At 70.0% G+C, this 15,557-nt stretch carries 14 protein-coding genes; 8 read left to right on the forward strand and 6 right to left on the reverse strand.

Features of this window, described 5'->3' with window-relative positions; translation table 11 throughout:
• Positions 1-35 precede the first annotated feature (35 nt).
• Positions 36-1,124, reverse strand: coding sequence for a ribonuclease D (gene rnd / locus N788_RS15005; protein WP_034219800.1), 1,089 nt, complete (start codon positions 1,122-1,124; stop codon positions 36-38).
• A 93-nt stretch (positions 1,125-1,217) separates the two neighbouring features.
• On the opposite strand from rnd, the gene N788_RS00210 reads away from it, so the two are divergent.
• Positions 1,218-3,158 (forward strand): formylglycine-generating enzyme family protein, encoded by a 1,941-nt coding sequence (locus N788_RS00210; protein ID WP_034219803.1) that lies wholly within the window; start codon positions 1,218-1,220, stop codon positions 3,156-3,158.
• Positions 3,159-3,174: 16 nt separating this feature from the next.
• Here the strand turns inward: N788_RS00210 and phaR are convergent, their stop codons facing one another.
• Complete coding sequence (gene phaR / locus N788_RS00215; protein WP_051924185.1) at positions 3,175-3,672, reverse strand: polyhydroxyalkanoate synthesis repressor PhaR; 498 nt, start codon at positions 3,670-3,672, stop codon at positions 3,175-3,177.
• Positions 3,673-3,758: 86 nt separating this feature from the next.
• Entirely contained in the window at positions 3,759-4,646 is an 888-nt protein-coding gene (gluQRS, locus tag N788_RS00220) for a tRNA glutamyl-Q(34) synthetase GluQRS (RefSeq protein ID WP_034219805.1), read from the reverse strand.
• 80 nt (positions 4,647-4,726) lie between these two features.
• Here gluQRS and htpX point away from each other — a divergent pair, with 80 nt between their 5' ends.
• A complete protein-coding gene (htpX, locus tag N788_RS00225) occupies positions 4,727-5,614 on the forward strand; it encodes a protease HtpX (RefSeq protein ID WP_034219808.1) in 888 nt (295 codons plus the stop codon).
• A 7-nt stretch (positions 5,615-5,621) separates the two neighbouring features.
• Here htpX and N788_RS00230 read toward each other — a convergent pair whose 3' ends face one another.
• On the reverse strand, positions 5,622-7,697 hold the full coding sequence (locus N788_RS00230; RefSeq protein ID WP_034219810.1) for a GGDEF/EAL domain-containing response regulator: 2,076 nt from the start codon (positions 7,695-7,697) through the stop codon (positions 5,622-5,624).
• Positions 7,698-7,798: 101 nt separating this feature from the next.
• A complete protein-coding gene (gene epmB, locus N788_RS00235) occupies positions 7,799-8,821 on the reverse strand; it encodes an EF-P beta-lysylation protein EpmB (protein WP_034219813.1) in 1,023 nt (340 codons plus the stop codon).
• 43 nt (positions 8,822-8,864) lie between these two features.
• Here epmB and efp point away from each other — a divergent pair, with 43 nt between their 5' ends.
• The 6 genes from efp to folE2 all read left to right on the forward strand — a co-directional run bounded on the left by efp (position 8,865) and on the right by folE2 (position 13,983).
• On the forward strand, positions 8,865-9,431 hold the full coding sequence (gene efp / locus N788_RS00240; protein WP_034219815.1) for an elongation factor P: 567 nt from the start codon (positions 8,865-8,867) through the stop codon (positions 9,429-9,431).
• A gap of 4 nt (positions 9,432-9,435) precedes the next feature.
• On the forward strand, positions 9,436-10,782 hold the full coding sequence (locus N788_RS00245; RefSeq protein WP_034219818.1) for a TRZ/ATZ family hydrolase: 1,347 nt from the start codon (positions 9,436-9,438) through the stop codon (positions 10,780-10,782).
• Positions 10,779-11,489: a bifunctional 2-polyprenyl-6-hydroxyphenol methylase/3-demethylubiquinol 3-O-methyltransferase UbiG gene (ubiG, locus tag N788_RS00250; protein WP_034219820.1), complete on the forward strand. Its 711-nt coding sequence runs from the start codon at positions 10,779-10,781 to the stop codon at positions 11,487-11,489. Before N788_RS00245 ends, ubiG begins: the two co-directional genes overlap by 4 nt.
• Entirely contained in the window at positions 11,486-12,142 is a 657-nt protein-coding gene (gph, locus tag N788_RS00255; protein WP_034219821.1) for a phosphoglycolate phosphatase, read from the forward strand. Before ubiG ends, gph begins: the two co-directional genes overlap by 4 nt.
• The gene (locus N788_RS13650) at positions 12,139-12,906 is read left to right on the forward strand and encodes an isoprenoid biosynthesis enzyme family protein (protein ID WP_051924186.1); all 768 of its coding nucleotides are present in this window, start codon (positions 12,139-12,141) and stop codon (positions 12,904-12,906) included. The genes gph and N788_RS13650 overlap by 4 nt, the downstream gene beginning before the upstream one ends.
• A gap of 102 nt (positions 12,907-13,008) precedes the next feature.
• Positions 13,009-13,983: a GTP cyclohydrolase FolE2 gene (gene folE2, locus N788_RS00265; protein WP_034219823.1), complete on the forward strand. Its 975-nt coding sequence runs from the start codon at positions 13,009-13,011 to the stop codon at positions 13,981-13,983.
• Positions 13,984-14,004: 21 nt separating this feature from the next.
• On the opposite strand, the gene N788_RS00270 is transcribed toward folE2, so the two are convergent.
• On the reverse strand, positions 14,005-15,555 hold the full coding sequence (locus N788_RS00270; RefSeq protein WP_034219826.1) for a M23 family metallopeptidase: 1,551 nt from the start codon (positions 15,553-15,555) through the stop codon (positions 14,005-14,007).
• Positions 15,556-15,557 lie beyond the last annotated feature (2 nt).

The following is a 15,557-nucleotide window of genomic DNA, read 5'->3' on the forward strand; positions in this document are numbered from 1 at the left end:
GGTCGGGAAATTATAAGGACATGTGGCGGCGAAGGCTAGCCATTGGCCAGCAGGGGCTCCAGGGCCGGTGCCAGGAGCTCGCGGCGCCACCCGGACAGGGCATCGGGCCAGCCGCGGCCGGAAAGCAGGGCCTCAAGGTGCTTGCGGGAGCACAGCAGGCCTTCGGGCAGCCCATGTTCGGCGGCAAGGGTGGCCACCGCCTGCTGCATGGCCTTGACCCTGGCCTTGTCCAGGCTGTCGCCCAGGGCCAGCGGCAAGTCGGTTTCGCCGTCGGCCAGGGGCGGTGACAGCACGTCCCAGAGCTCGCCGCGGGCCTTGCGCGGTGCCTTGGGGTGGCGGTCGAGCGTGGCGTGGAACTCCGAGAGGCTGCGGGGCGGCCGGCGTGCCAGCGCCACGGCCAGTTCATTGTCCAGGACCCAGCTCTTGGGCTTGTCGCTGCGACGCGCCTGGCCCTCGCGCCAGCGCAGCAGCCGCACCAGGCGCGCCTGGCCTTCGGCATCGAGCGACTGGGCGCTGCGAACGGCCAGGTGCGGCCAGGGATCGTCGGATTCATCGGCGGCGTTGTGCAGCGCGCGTTCGGCGTCCTGCTGCAGCCAGGCGTGGCGACCGCGCTCGGCCAGCTCCCGGTCCAGGAAGGCGTGCAGGGCATGCACATGGCGAACGTCGTCGGCGGCATATTCCTTCTGGGCATCGCTCAGCGGCCGGCGCAGCCAGTCCGACCGGGTCTCGCCCTTGGCCAGCTGCACGCCGGTCACCTGTTCCACCAGCTTCTGGTAGCCCAGGCCGGCGCCCAGTCCGCACATCGCCGCCGCGACCTGGGTGTCGAACAGCGGTGCCGGCAGGGCGGCGCAGCCGCGCTGCAGCGCCTGCAGGTCCTCACTGGCGCTGTGCATGACCTTGGTGACCGAAGCGTCGACCAGCAGCGGCCGCAGGGCCGCGTCCATGCCCGGGACCAGCGGGTCCACCAGCAGGATCTCGTCGGGCACCGAAAGCTGCACCAGGGCCAGCTGCGGGTAATAGGTGCGTTCACGGATGAATTCGGTGTCCAGCGCCACCAGGGGCTGGCCGGCCCAGCGGGCGAGGCGTTCGGACAGGGCGTCGGGGCGGTCGATCCAGGAAGTCACGGGGGTCCATTTGGTTGCCAGGAGCCGGCACCTTAGCCTAAGTTCGGCTCGCCAGACCGAACCGAGGCCGAAGGGCGCCCGCGCCCGAAGATGATGACCAAGCTCGCGAGAATCCTGCCGGTCGGACTGCTGGCCGCCCTGCTGCTCGCGGCCTGCGGCGGTGAGTCCGAATCCGACCCGACCACTGCCGGCACCCCGGCGGCGCCGGTGACGGTCGACCCCGAAGAGCTCGAGCGCGAGGTGGTGCTGGCGCCGAGACCGGAGGAAGTGGACGTGCCGGCCTGGACGCCGGACGTTCCCGCGGTCGCCGGCGACGGCATCCGCCGGGCGCTGGCCGCCGCCAGGGACGCGGAGGCGCAGGGCCGGCTGTTCGTGCCGCCGGCGGACCTGGCCGGCGTGCCGCCGGCGCAAACCGCCCCGGACGCGCCGGGTGACGTCAGTGCCGAAGCCGCACCGGCGCCGGATCCGGAGCCGGGTGCCATGGAATGGCTGCTGGGCGTGCTGGCGACCGACGGGGACAACGCAGAAGCGCTGGCTGGCGTGGAACGCATCCTGGCGGAAGTCCTGCGTCGCGGCCGCGTCGCCCTGACCGAGGGGCGCTTCGTGGACGCCGAACGTGCCGAGCGGCTGGCGGCGCGCGCCCAACCGCAGCATCCGGACCTCGCGGCTTACCGCGAGGCACTGGCCGCCGCACGCCGGGCACAGGACGCGGTGCACCTGGCCGAAGCCCGCGCCGCGGCCAACCGCATCTTCAAGCCCGAAGGCGAGGGTGCGGTGGCGGCCTACCGCAGCGCGCTGCGCGCATTCCCCGACTACCTGCCGGCCAGCGACGGCCTGGCCAGGCTGCAGGCGCGGCACCTGGACCGCGCCCTTGCCGCGGCCCAGAACGGCGACTACCCGGCCTCCGAACGCCTGCAATCGGAGGCCGCCCGCATCGTGCCCGATTCGGCGGCCATGCAGGACATGCTGGCGCGCATCGTCGAACTGCGCCAGGCACGCACCGAAACGCTGCTCGCCCAGGGCCACGCGGCCGTGGACGCGCTCGACCTGGAGCTGGCGGCGCGACGCCTGGAAGAAGCCGAACAGGTGTCGCTGCAGGCGCAGGGCCTGGACAGCCTGCGCGAACGCATCGAGCTGGCGCGCCACTACGGGCATTTCCGTCCCGGCCAGGTGTTCCGCGAACCGCTGGCCTCCGGCGGCGAGGCACCGGAGATGGTGGTGTTGGCCTATGGCGAGTTCAGGATGGGGTCGCCCGAGGACGAACGCGGACGGCTGGAAAACGAAGGCCCGCGACACACGGTTTCGTTCGAGCGCGGCTTCGCCATCGCCCGCAACGAAACCACCGTGGCCGACTTCCGCGCCTTCGTCGAAGCCAGCGGCCATCGTTCGCTGGCCACCCGCCGCGGTCGCTCCACGGTGTACGACGAGAAGGGCGGGGTCATGGGTGAACACGGCCGCGTCGACTGGCGGCGGGACTACGCCGGCGCCCCGGCCAAGCCCGACCTGCCGGTGGTGCACGTGGCCTTCGAAGACGCCCAGGCCTACGCCGCCTGGCTATCGGCCCAGACCGGCCAGCGCTACCGCCTGCCCAGCGAGGCGGAGTTCGAATATGCGCTGCGCGCGGGACGCGACGAAGCCTGGCCCTGGGGCAACGGGACGCCGACCCGCGTGGTCGGCAACCTGACCGGCGACGGTGACCAGTCGCGGCTCAAGCGACAGTGGGCGAACGCGATTCCCGGCTACGACGACGGCCACTGGGGGCCAGCGCCGGTGCGCAGCTACCCGGCGGAAGCCTTCGGCACCTTCGACCTGGTCGGCAACGTCAGCGAATGGGTGCTCGACTGCTGGCACGACAGCTACCGGCGGGCACCGCGCGACGGCAGTGCCTGGGTCAACCCCGGGTGCAGCGACCGGGTCATCCGCGGCGCGTCCTGGGCCAGTTCACTCGATCGCGCGCGCTCTGCCTACCGCCAGTCGACGCCGGCCGACACCACCAATGCCCGGCTGGGCTTCCGGGTGGTTCGCGAACTCTAGGCGCGGCGCGGGGCCGTCAGCGGGCGCGGGATTTCGGCGTGCGCGTCGTCTTGCGGGCCGTCGTGCCGGACACACCGCCGCCGCTGCCCAGGCCCTGCTGGAAGGAACGCCAGATATCGAGGTTGCGCTCGGCGAGCTGGTTGAGCAGCGCCCAGGGCGCCTGGCCGACGAGCTGGCCGATCTGGCCGCGGATCTGCTGCTGCTGTTCCAGGAAGAACTGCAGGCTGCGCTCCAGGAAGCTGCCCAGGTGGCCTTGCATCGAGTCGCCGCGGAAGCGGATGACCTGGGTCAGCAGCTCGGTGGTGAAGATCGGCTGCCCGTGCTCTTCGTGCTCGGCGATGATCTGCATCAGCACGGGCCGGGTGATGTCGTTGCCGCTGCGGGCGTCGCGCACCACGAAGTTTTCGCCGTCCACGATCAGCTGGCGGACGTCCTCAAGCGTGACGTAGCTGGAAATCTCGGTGTCGTAAAGGCGGCGGTTCGGGTACTTCTTGATGATGCGGACATGCGACATGCAGGGCACCGGAAGTTCGCGACGGCAGGCGGGCTCCGGAGCATCCCCCAGCGGTCGCCGGGATGCAAGCAAGCGGCCCGCGGCCTTCACGCGCCTGCGACCGGGGCGAGCGGGCGCGTGCGCGGAATGCGATCCGGGTCGAAGTGGGGCAGTGCCGCCACCAGCGCATCGGCGGCGTGCCCGGCGCGGGGCAGGCATCGTGGCTCCTGGCCCAGGAAGCACCAGGCCGCGTGCAGTGCCGGCAGGGGCGCCTGCGCATCGACGGGCAGGGCGGCCAGCGACTTGCCGAGCTTGAGACCCTGCTCGTCGAGCACCAGCGGCAGGTGCGCGTAACCCGGCGTCGGCAGGCCCAGGCAGTGCTGCAGGTAAATCTGCCGCGGCGTGGAATCGAGCAGGTCGGCGCCGCGCACGACATCGGTGATGCCCTGCGCCGCGTCGTCGACGACCACCGCCAGCTGGTAGGCCCAGAAACCGTCGGCCCGGCGCAGCACGAAATCGCCGACCTCGCTTTCGAGGTCCTGGCTGAATTCGCCCTGGATGCGGTCCTGGAAGCCAAGGCGTCCTTCGGGGACGCGCAGGCGCACTGCCGGCGATCGCCTGGGCCGGGGCCTTCCCACGCAGCGTTTGTGAATGCCGGCGACCGCCGCCAGGTCGCTACGGCTGCAGTGGCATTCAAAGGCATGGCCAGCAGCCAGCAGGCTGTCCACGGCCGCCGCGTAGGCGTCGCCGCGGGTGGACTGGACCCAGGGGACGGCGTCCGGCACCAGGCCGAATCGCTCGAGCGCGGCGCACTGCTGCCGGGCCGCGCCGGGAACTTCACGCGGGGGGTCGAGGTCTTCGATCCGGACCAGCCACTGGCCGCCGGCCCGGCGCGCGAACAGCCAGCTGCCCAGCGCCGCGACCAGCGAGCCAAAGTGCAGCGGACCGGTCGGCGAGGGTGCGAAGCGGCCCCGGTAGGGCGGGTCTGGGTTCATCACGACTTGAATTTAACCGTCACTGAGACAATTTAACCCCAGAACGGCGGCGAAGCCGCCATCCCCACGAGAGAGACCCCATGTTCAAGCGAGTCGGACTATTCATTGCCACCAACCTCGCGGTGCTGGTGTTGCTGGGCATCGTGATGAGCGTGCTGCAGAACGTCTTCGGCGTCACCCTGGGCAACAACGGCGCGCTGCTGCTGTTCGCGGCCGTGTTTGGTTTCGGCGGCGCCTTCATTTCGCTGGCCATTTCCAAGTGGATGGCCAAGCGCAGCACCGGCCTGCACCTGATCACCGAACCGCGCAACGAAGGCGAAGCCTGGCTGCAAGCCACGGTGAAGCGCCAGGCCGAAGCGGCCGGCATCGCGATGCCCGAGGTGGGCATCTACGATGCGCCGGAGATCAACGCCTTCGCCACGGGCCCGAGCCGCAACAACGCGCTGGTGGCGGTGTCCACCGGCCTGCTTCGCAGCATGACCCGCGACGAGGCGGAGGCGGTGCTGGCGCATGAAGTCAGCCACGTGGCCAACGGCGACATGGTGACGATGGCGCTCATCCAGGGCGTGCTCAACACCTTCGTGATCTTCCTGTCGCGCATCGTCGGCCGGGTCATCGACGCGGCGCTGAGCGGCAACCGGGACGGCGGCACGGGCCCGTTCTACTTCATCACGGTGCTGGTGCTGGACGTCATCTTCGGCGTGCTCGCCTCGGTGGTGGCGATGTGGTTCAGCCGCTGGCGCGAGTTCCGTGCCGATGCGGGCGGTGCCCGCCTGGCCGGTCGCGAAAAGATGATCGCCGCGCTCGAGCGGCTCAACCAGACCTACGGCCAGACCACCTTGCCGAGCGAAGTCCGCGCCTTCGGCATTTCCGGCGCGGTCGGCCACGGCCTGCGCCGCCTGTTCATGACCCATCCGCCGCTGACCGAGCGCATCAACGCCCTGCGCAAGATGCCTGCGACGATCTGAGGGTGGTTCAGCCGAAGTCGTAGTTCATCTGCGGGCCGGGGGTGGCCAGGAAGTTGCCTTCGACGAAGTCGACCCCCATGCCGAAGAGCACGCTCATGGTGGACGCATCGGAAACGAACTCCGCCAGCGCCAGCTTGCCTTCGGCGTGGGCCTTTTCGACGATCCCGCGCACCTGCTTCTGAACGTCCGGGTTCTTGCCCAGTTCGGTGATGAAGCTGCGGTCGATCTTGAGGATGGCCGGGTCGAAGTGGGTCAGCATCTGGAAGGAGTTCAGGCCGGTGCCGAACTGTTCCAGGGCCAGCCTGCAGCCCATGGCCGAAACCGACTTCTGGAACGACTGCAGTGACTTGAGGTGGGTGAACACCTTCGATTCCGGAATCTGCAGCACCAGGCGCTCGCCGGCCACGCCATGGGCCTTGAGCTGTTCGGCGATGTGTTTTTCAAGGCCACCTTCGACCAGCGAGGCCGGGGTGATCTTGACGAACAGGTTGGTGGTCTTGCCGGCCTTCTCGCGTTCGGCGATGACGCCGATGGCGTGGCTGATCACCCAGCGGTCGATGTCGTCGAGCAGGCCGTGTTCTTCGGCGATGGCCAGGTAGGTGACCGGCGGGATCACTTCGCCGCTCGGCCCCTTCATCCGCAGGTAGACGTCGTAGTTTTCTTCCTCGGCGCCGGTGAGGCTGATGATCGGCTGGTAGTGCAGCACGAACTGGTCGCCGGCCAGGGCTTCGCGGATGCGCAGCACCCAGGCCTGGATGCGCTCTTCCTCGGCGCGGTCACGAGCGGCCGGGTCGAAGATCTCGATGCGGTTGCCGCCCATGCCTTCGCAGGACGCCAGGCACTGGCTGGACTTGCCCATCACCTGGGTGACCGAGGCGATGCGTTCGCCGATCTGCACGCCGCCGACGCTGACGCTCAGGTTCACCGAACGCTCGCCCAGCTCGAGGATGTGGTCCTTGAAGGCCTCGCGGATGCGTTCGGCCTGCTTCTGGCTCTGGTTGTGGTCGTGGGCCAGGCACAGCACGGCGAAACCGTGGTCGCTCATGCGCGCCAGCATCGTGTCCTTGTCCAGCGCGCCGGTGAGCCGGTCGGCCACGCCCTTGATCAGTTCGTCGGCGCCGGCCAGGCCGATCTCGGCCAGCAGGTTCTCGTAGTGGTCCGGTTCCACCAGCAGCAGGGCCTGCTTGTCCTTGCCTTCGGTGGCGCGCATCACGGCGGCTTCGAGCTCGCTCATGAAATGCTGGCGATTGAACAGGCCGGTGAGCTGGTCGCGCTGGCGAAGGGTGTCGAGCTCCTTCACCATTTCCGCGTCCACCGCCTGCTGGCGGAAGACGATCTGCAGGCAGTTCTCGCCTTCGTAGGTGGCCGGGGTGAACTCCATCACCGCGTCGAAGACGCTGCCGTCGGCGCGCTGGGCCTGCAGTTCGAGCTGGCGCGGCGGCGCTTCGCCCTTGCTCATCTTCTTGAGCAGCTGGCGGAAGGTGTCGGCGTGCGCCGGCGCGACCAGGTCGAGCACGGTCAGGCCTTCGATTTCCTCGAAGTCCTCGAAGCCGAACATTTCCAGGTAGGCGTCATTGGCGCGGATGTGCATGCCCTCGTGCACGTAGGCGATCGGGTCGCGCGAGGAGGCGATGAGCGCATCGCAGCGGCGCTCGGTTTCGCGCAGCGAGGCTTCCAGGTGGCGCAGGCCACGGCGCGCCTGCAGCGCGGAGAACTCCGAGCGCACCACCGCCTGGATGTGTTCGGCGCGGCCACGGATGGCGACGTCGCGGGTGCCGGCGGCCAGGGCCGCCAGCGCCACTTTTTCGTCAAGCGTGGTGACCGAGGCGATTACCGGGATGTCCTTGCCGGTGGCGGTGACCCGCTCGAGCACGGTGGCCAGTGGCAGGTACTTCGCTTCAAAGGCGGCGATGACGATGTCGGCGCTCTGCTTGGCCAGCAGTTCGACCAGTTCGTCTTCGGATTCGGGGCGCTGCGGACGCACCGCCATGCCCCCGTTTCGCAGGTGGCTGATGATTTGTTCGGCGTCGTCCAGGCGGTCTTCCACCAGGAGCAAACGGATCACGGCATCCTGCTGTGCCATCCGGGGCACTCCTTTACGTATCAATGGCTTGCACGGGGGGATTGAGACAATACCAGAATGCCGCCGGGGGCAACATCCTGTCCGAAGGTCCGGCCTTGGTTCTACAACGGGGTCTTGGCCGGTGCCCCGGCCACTTCACGGACCAGCCTGGGCACCAGGTAGCCCGGCAGCGAGGCGGCGAGCGCCTCGTGCAGTTCGCGGGCCCGGTCGTCCGGGACTTCGAAGTGCGCGGTGCCGGCGACGCGGTCGAGCTGGTGCAGGTAGTAGGGCAGCACGCCGGCGGCGAACAGCCGCTCCGAGAGGCCTGCCAGCGCCGGCAGCGAGTCGTTGACGCCGCGCAGCAGCACCGCCTGGTTGAGCAGGTGCGCGCCGGTGTCGCGCAGGCGCGCCAGGGCGGCGCTCACGTCCTGGTCGATTTCGTTGCCGTGGTTGGCATGGATGACCACGACCACCGGCCAGGGCAGGCCGGCCAGCCAGGCCTGCAGCTCCTGGTCCACGCGCTCGGGCAGGACCACGGGCAGCCGGGTGTGCAGGCGCAGCCGGCGTACGTGCGGCAGCCGGGCCAGGGCGGTGGTGAACTCGGCCAGCTTGGCGGTGGACAGCGACAGGGGGTCGCCGCCGGACAGCAGCACCTCGCTGACGCTGGTGTCGGCGGCCAGGTAGTCCAGGGCTTCGCGCCAGTTGGCGGCGGCCGCCGTCTGTTCGGCGTAGGGGTAATGCCGCCGGAAGCAGTACCGGCAGTGCACGGCACAGCTGCCGGTGGCCACCAGCAGCACCCGCCCCTGGTATTTGTGGATCACGCCGGTGCCACCGCCGGCCGCCAGGTCGCCGACGGCGTCCAGGCCGAAGCCCGGTACCTGCCGGTCCTCGTCGTCCAGCGGAAGAACCTGGCGCAGGAGCGGGTCGTGCGGGTCGCCATGGCGCATACGGCCGACGAATCCCCGGGGAACGCGCAGCGGGAACTGGCGGCCGGCTTCCGGCGACAGGCGCCCGGCCAGCTCGTCCAGGCCCAGCAGGCCCAGCAGTTCGGCGGGGTCGCGGACGGCCTCGCGCCATAGCTGCTGCCACCGCCCCGGCGGGGCGGACGGTTCAGGCTGCAGGGTAGGGGCGGGGGCGGTTATCATAGGCGGCTATACCCATTGTAACCGCGACACTCAGGAGCAACGCATGGCCAGCTATGGCATGAACGACGTCAAGAACGGCATGAAGATCATCGTCAACGGCGAGCCGTGCGTGATCACCGACACCGAATACGTCAAGCCGGGCAAGGGCCAGGCCTTCACCCGCATCAAGTACCGCTTCATCAAGTCCGGCCGTACGGTCGAGCTGACCATGAAGGCCACCGACAGCCTCGAGGCCGCCGACGTCGTCGATACCGACATGCGTTTCCTGTACGCGGACGGCGAGTTCTGGCACTTCATGGACCCCGACACCTTCGAGCAGGTGCAGTGCGACGAAGCCGGCATCGGCGACACCCGGAACTACCTCAAGGGCGAGGAAGACTGCGTGGTCACCCTGTGGAACGGCACCCCGATTTCCGTGCAGGCGCCGAACTTCGTCGAGCTCAAGATCGTCGAAACCGATCCGGGCGTGCGTGGCGACACCTCGGGCGGCGGCGGCAAGCCGGCCAAGCTCGAGACCGGTGCGGTGGTGCGCGTGCCGCTGTTCGTCAACCAGGACGAAGTGATCAAGGTGGACACCCGCTCCGGCGAGTACGTCTCCCGGGTCAAGTGACCTGATGACGACGAGTACCGCGCCGCAGGCCTGCGACCTGCTGATCGAAGCCGGCTGGGTGGTCCCGGTCGAGCCGGCCGGCGTGGTGCTCGAAGACCATGCCGTGGCCATTGCTGGTGGCCGCATCCTCGCGGTGCTGCCGCGCGAACAGGCCCGGGCACGCTACAGCGCAGCCGAGGTCGTGTCGCGACCCGGGGCCGCGCTCATGCCCGGCCTGGTCAACAGCCACTGCCACAACCCGATGACCCTTCTGCGCGGTGTCGCCGACGACCTGCCGCTGATGGTGTGGCTGCAGGAACACATCTGGCCGGTCGAAGGCCAGGTGATCGGCCCCGAGTTCGTCGCCGACGGCATCGAGCTGGCCGTGGCCGAGATGCTGCGCGGCGGCACCACCGCCTGCGCCGAGAACTATTTCTTCCCGGACGTGCAGGCCAGCACCTATTCGCGCCTGGGGTTCCGGGCCATGGTGGGCCTGCCGGTCATCGACTTCCCGACCGCCTGGGCGCGCACCCAGGACGAATATTTCGACAAGGGCCTGGAAGTGCACGACAACTGGCGGCGCGATCCGCTGGTATCGCTGTGCTTCGTGCCGCATGCGCCCTATACGGTCAACGACGCGGCCTTCGAACGCATCCGCATGCTGGCCGACCAGCTCGACCTGGTCGTGCACTGCCACATCCACGAAACCGCCAACGAAAACGTCGAGGCGATGAAGACCCATGGCATGCGCCAGCTGGCGCGGCTCGACCGCCTGGGCCTGGTCAACGACCGGCTGATGGCGGTGCACATGACCGACCTGACCGACGGCGAGATCGCCCTGTGCGCCGAGCGCGGCGTGTCGGTGGTGCACTGCCCGGAATCGAACCTCAAGCTGGCGTCGGGTTTTTGCCCGGTGGCGAAGCTGCAAAAGGCCGGCATCACCCTGGGAATCGCCACCGACGGCTGCGCCAGCAACAACGACCTGGACATGTTCGGCGAGATGCGGACCGCGGCGCTGCTGGCCAAGGGCGTGGCGGGTGACCCCTCGGCGCTCGACGCCGCCAGCGCCCTGCGCGCGGCGACCCTGGGCAGTGCCCGGGCCATGGGCCTGGGTGACGCGATCGGCTCGATCGAGCCCGGCAAGCTCGCCGACCTGGCCTGCGTGGACCTGTCGCCGCTGGAAACCCAGCCACTGCACAACGTGATCTCCCAGCTGGTGTACGCCACCGGCCGCCACCAGGTCTGCGACGTCTGGGTCGCCGGCAAGGCGCGTGTCGCCGGCGGCAGGTTGCTCGACCTCGATGCCGACGCCATCCGCGCCAAGGCCAGGCGCTGGCGCGAGCGCATCGCCGGCCTGCGGGGCGGCGCATGAACGGCGCCGCGGCCAATGTCAGCCAGGCCGAGCTCGACAAGTTCGGCGCCCTGGCGCGGCGCTGGTGGGACCCGCAGGGCCCGCAACGGCCGCTGCACGAACTCAACCCGGCGCGCCTGGGCTACGTGCGCGAGCGGATCGACCTGGCCGGCGCCCGGGTCCTGGACGTCGGCTGCGGCGGTGGCCTGCTCAGCGAGGCGCTGGCGGCCGAAGGCGCCCGCACCACCGCGCTCGACCTCGCGCCCGAACTGATCGAGGTCGCCCGCCTGCACCTGCTCGAGTCCGGCCTGGACGTCGACTACCGCCTGCAATCCGTCGAGTCGATGGCGGCGGAAATGCCCGGGCACTTCGACGCGATCACCTGCATGGAAATGCTCGAGCACGTCCCGGACCCGGCATCGGTGCTGCGCGCCTGCGCCCGCCTGCTCAAGCCCGGCGGCCGGTTGTTGCTCTCCACGCTCAACCGGACGCCGGCGGCATTCGCCCTGGCCATCGTCGGCGCTGAATACATCGCCCGCCTGCTGCCGCGTGGCACCCACGACTACAAGCAGTTCATCAAACCCTCCGAGCTCGGCGCCTGGCTGCGCGCGGCCGGCCTGTCCCTGCAGGACGTCAGCGGCCTGGCCTACGACCCGGTTCGGCGCAAGGCCTGGGTCGGCGGCCCGACGGCGGTGAACTACCTGGCCTGCGCGGTGAAACCGGAATGAGCCTGCCGCCGGCGGTGGTGCTGTTCGACCTCGACGGAACCCTGGTGGACAGCGCGCCCGACCTGGCCGCCGCCGCCAACCGGGTACTGGCCGACCATGGCCGGCCGCCGGTGCCCTACGAACGCCTGCGCCAGGTCGTGTCCAAGGGCGGCCGTGCCATGCTGGCGGTGTCGTTCCCGGACCTGAGCGAACCGCAGCGCGAGCCGCTGCTGCCGGTGTTCCTGCGGTATTACGGCGAGGCCCTGGTCCGGGAAAGCACGCTGTTCGACGGGGTCGAGGCCTTGCTGGCGGCGCTGGACGCGCGCGGCATCCGCTGGGGCATCGTCACCAACAAGCCCGAAGGCCTGGCCCGCGGCGTCGTCGAAGGATTCGGCTGGCGCCGCCGTTGCGCGGTGCTGGTGGGCGGCGACACGCTGCCCACGCGCAAGCCCGACCCGGCCCCCCTGCTGCACGCCTGCGCGGCGCTGGACGTGGCACCGGCACGATGCCTCTACGTCGGCGACGACCTGCGCGACGTCCAGGCCGCGCGTGCCGCCGGCATGCCGTGCGTGGCCGCCCTGTGGGGCTATCGCGAAGATGGCGACGATCCGCTGCGCTGGCAGGCCGACCACGTCTCGGCGCACGCCAGCCAGGTGCTGGAACACCTGCCGTGAACAGCCCGCGCACCGACGCGATCGAACACTTCGTGGCCAAATGGCAGCGGCGCGAGCCGGAGATGGCCCAGGCCGAGGTCTTCTGCCCGCCGGCGCTGCGCCAGCGCTACCGCGCCTGGGGCGCGCTGCTGCATGAACTGCGCGAGGCCGCCTTCGAACTCTCCGACGCCCGCGTGGCCGAGGTGAAAGGGCAGTGGTGGGCGGAAGAGTTGCTGGGCCTGGCCGAAGGCCGCAGTCGCCACCCGGTGACGGCGCCGCTGCGCGAAGTCACCGCACCCTGGCAGGCGCTGGTACACGCGCTGCTGGCCTTGCCGCAGCACGACGCGCGCCCTGGCGACACCCCGGCCGCGCTGGCCCGGCTGGCGCCGCTGGCCGCGGCGATCGCCGCCACCGAAGCCGGCGTGTTCGATGCCCGGCCGGCACCGCAGGACGCCGACGCGGTTGCCGTGCACCTGCTGCTGTTCCGCCTGCCCGAGGGCCTGGCCAGCGACGACCAGGCCGGCCTGCCGATGCGCCTGTTGGCGCGGCATGGACTCAGCGCCGCCGAGGTCGCGGCAGGGCAGGGTGACGCCCTGCTGCGCGACTGGGCGGCCGAACTGCTGGCGGCATCGCCGCCGGCGGATACGCACGACAGCCAGTTCCGTCGGCTGCGGACCGGCTTCGACCGTGCCCGGCTGGCCCGGTTGGCCAAGGGCCGCGGTTTCGATCCGCCGGGCCCCTTCGCCACCCTGCTGCGCGCCTGGCGACTGGCGCGCCGCCCCTGAAATGCAACGTTGCGTCGCGATGCCCTGAATGGGGCCCGGACTTGACGTAGCCTGCACTACCCCCCACCTAGCGTGTTCGCAATACCGGAAAGGAGAGCCACCTTGGCCCCGAGCAACCTCGACAACACCGCCCGCGTCCTGCCCGACGTGGCCAATGAACCCCGCGCCGCCCTGGCCGGCGCGCTGGACTGGGTGGGCATGGGCGAAATCGAGATGCCGGTGACGCTGGTCGGCGACGGCGGCCGGCAGTCCACCGCCGCCGCGCGGGTGAACGCCTTCGTCAACCTGGCCCAGCCGGACGTGCGCGGCATCCACATGTCGCGCCTGTACCTGCACGTGGACAAGTTGCTTTCCAGCGAACCGGCCACGCCGACGTCGCTGCGGCGGCTGCTCAAGGAGTTCCTCGACTCGCATGCGGGGCTGTCGGACCGGGCGATGGTGAGCCTGCGCTTCGAGCACCTGGTGCGGCGCCCGGCGCTGGCCAGCGACAACAGCGGCTGGAAGGCCTATCCGGTCACCATCACCGCGGTGATGGACCGGGGCCATTTCGCCGTGGAACTTGGGCTCTCGGTGGCGTACTCGAGCACCTGCCCGTGCTCGGCGGCGCTGGCGCGCCAGCTCATCCAGGAACAATTCGAGGCTGATTTCGCAGCGGGCAAGCCGCTTGACCGCGACGCCGTCCTGGCCTGGCTGGGCACCGAGCAGGGCATCCGGGCGACGCCGCACAGCCAGCGCAGCCACGCCGAAGTCAAGCTGCGCCTGGTGCCTTCGTTCCAGGACTTCCCGGTCATCGATGCGATCGACCGCATCGAGGCCGCGCTCAAGACCCCGGTCCAGACCGCGGTCAAGCGCGTGGACGAACAGGCCTTCGCCCTGCTCAACGGACAGAACCTGATGTTCTGCGAAGACGCCGCGCGCCGGATCAAGGCGGCCCTGCAGGACGACGAGCGCATCAGCGACTTCTGGCTGCGCGCCTCGCACCTGGAAAGCCTGCATCCGCACGACGCCGTGGCCGTGGCCACCAAGGGCGTCGCCGGCGGCTATTCGGCACTGCCGGAAGGCCTGGCGCCGCGCTGACGCGGCGCCCGGTGCCTGGGGCTAGTTGCAGTCCAGGCCGGTGGTACGACCCAGGCGCTCGAGGTTGAGCACCTGGGTGCCGTCGGTGCCTGCGAGCTCGGCCACCGCGACCTCGCAGCTCACCCAGGTGATGCGGGCCTGGCCCCAGGTCGGCCGCTGGATCGCCGCCGGGTCGAGGCCATTGAAGCGGCCGCCGCGGGTTTCGTAGAGGTCGAAGGTGATTTCCTGGCCGAAGTCCCAGGCCCCGTCACGCTGGCCGACCAGGAAGATGTTGTCGCCGTTGTCGCGATGGCCGTAGAAGAACAGTAGCGCGGTATTGCCGTTGATCCACTGCAGCTCGAAGCCCTGGCCCGATGTGGCGGGTTCGAACCAGGCGCCGATCAGTCCGCGCATGTCGGCGATGGCGGTGGTGGTGTCGCCGACGCGGAAGAAATGCCGCTTCGTCTCGCCCTGGTAGGTGGCCTCGAAGGTCCACTGGCCGTGGGGCGCGTTGGCGGGTAGCTGGTTGTTCCAGTACCAGTAGCTGGCGTTGTAGACCGAGGGCGCTCCCTGGTCGGCCGAATCGAAGTTCCAGGCGGTGAATACGCTCTGGTCCGGTCGCAGCACCCGGAACTGGGTGACCTGGCCGCGCGCCTGGTCGCGGTAGGCCGCCAGCAGCGTGATCGGATCGCCCGGCTGGAAGTGGTCCTTGTAGCGCGGCACGTCGGTGTTGTGCTGGATCACGCCCACCTGCGGGCAGCCCAGCAGGGTGGGTGCGGCGGCGTGGGTGGAAACCTGGTTGATCTTCGAATCGCGGTAGGGACGCTGGTCGAGCCAGCCGGACGCGACGTTGTTGCAGGCGCCGGTGTGCGGCTCGATGACCGCCGCACCGGCGGTTTCGTTGGCGCGGATCTCCAGGTGCAGGTGGGGGCCGGTCGAGATGCCGGAGCTGCCGACCTTGCCGATGACTTCACCCGCGGCGATCGCCGAGCCGATCGGGCGCGTGGTCACCGACCCGGTCTTGAAGTGCAGGTAGCGCGCGACGGTGCCGTCGGCATGCAGGATGATCGCGTAATTGGCCGTGTCGGGCGCGTTCAACGAGCACGAACGGTCGTTGTTGCCGTCGCCGCGGCCGACCAGGGTGCCCGGTGCGACGGCGCGGACGTCCACCACGCCCCCGTCCATCAGGTGCCAGGCGAAGGGCCAGATGAAATAGTCGATGCCCCGGTGGTTGTAGCCGCTGTTGGTGTCGTAGCTGCGGGTGCCGCAGGTGTAGTCCTGGACCCGGTTCGGGTAGGCCGCATCCAGGTCGACGTAGTTGGAGATGCCATGCAGGTCGGTGCCGGCACCGTCCACCGGGCCCAAGGGCCAGACCAGGCCCGCCACCTTGGGCCGCGCCTGGGGCAGGCGGCCCTCGCTGCGCAGGCGGGCGATGTTGGCGATGGTTTCCTCGGCCAGGCGGGCGTCCATGGCGGCGCTCACGTGGTCGGCGATATCACCGTCTTCCAGCGCGTGGCCGCCATCGGGCCGCGTGGCCTGCGCAGGCATCGCCAGCAAGGCGGCGAGGGCGAGAAAGGCGAGGCTGCGCATCATGG

Origin of the sequence: Arenimonas donghaensis DSM 18148 = HO3-R19, assembly GCF_000743535.1 — a bacterium.
In the GTDB taxonomy this organism is placed as follows: Bacteria; Pseudomonadota; Gammaproteobacteria; order Xanthomonadales; family Xanthomonadaceae; genus Arenimonas; species Arenimonas donghaensis.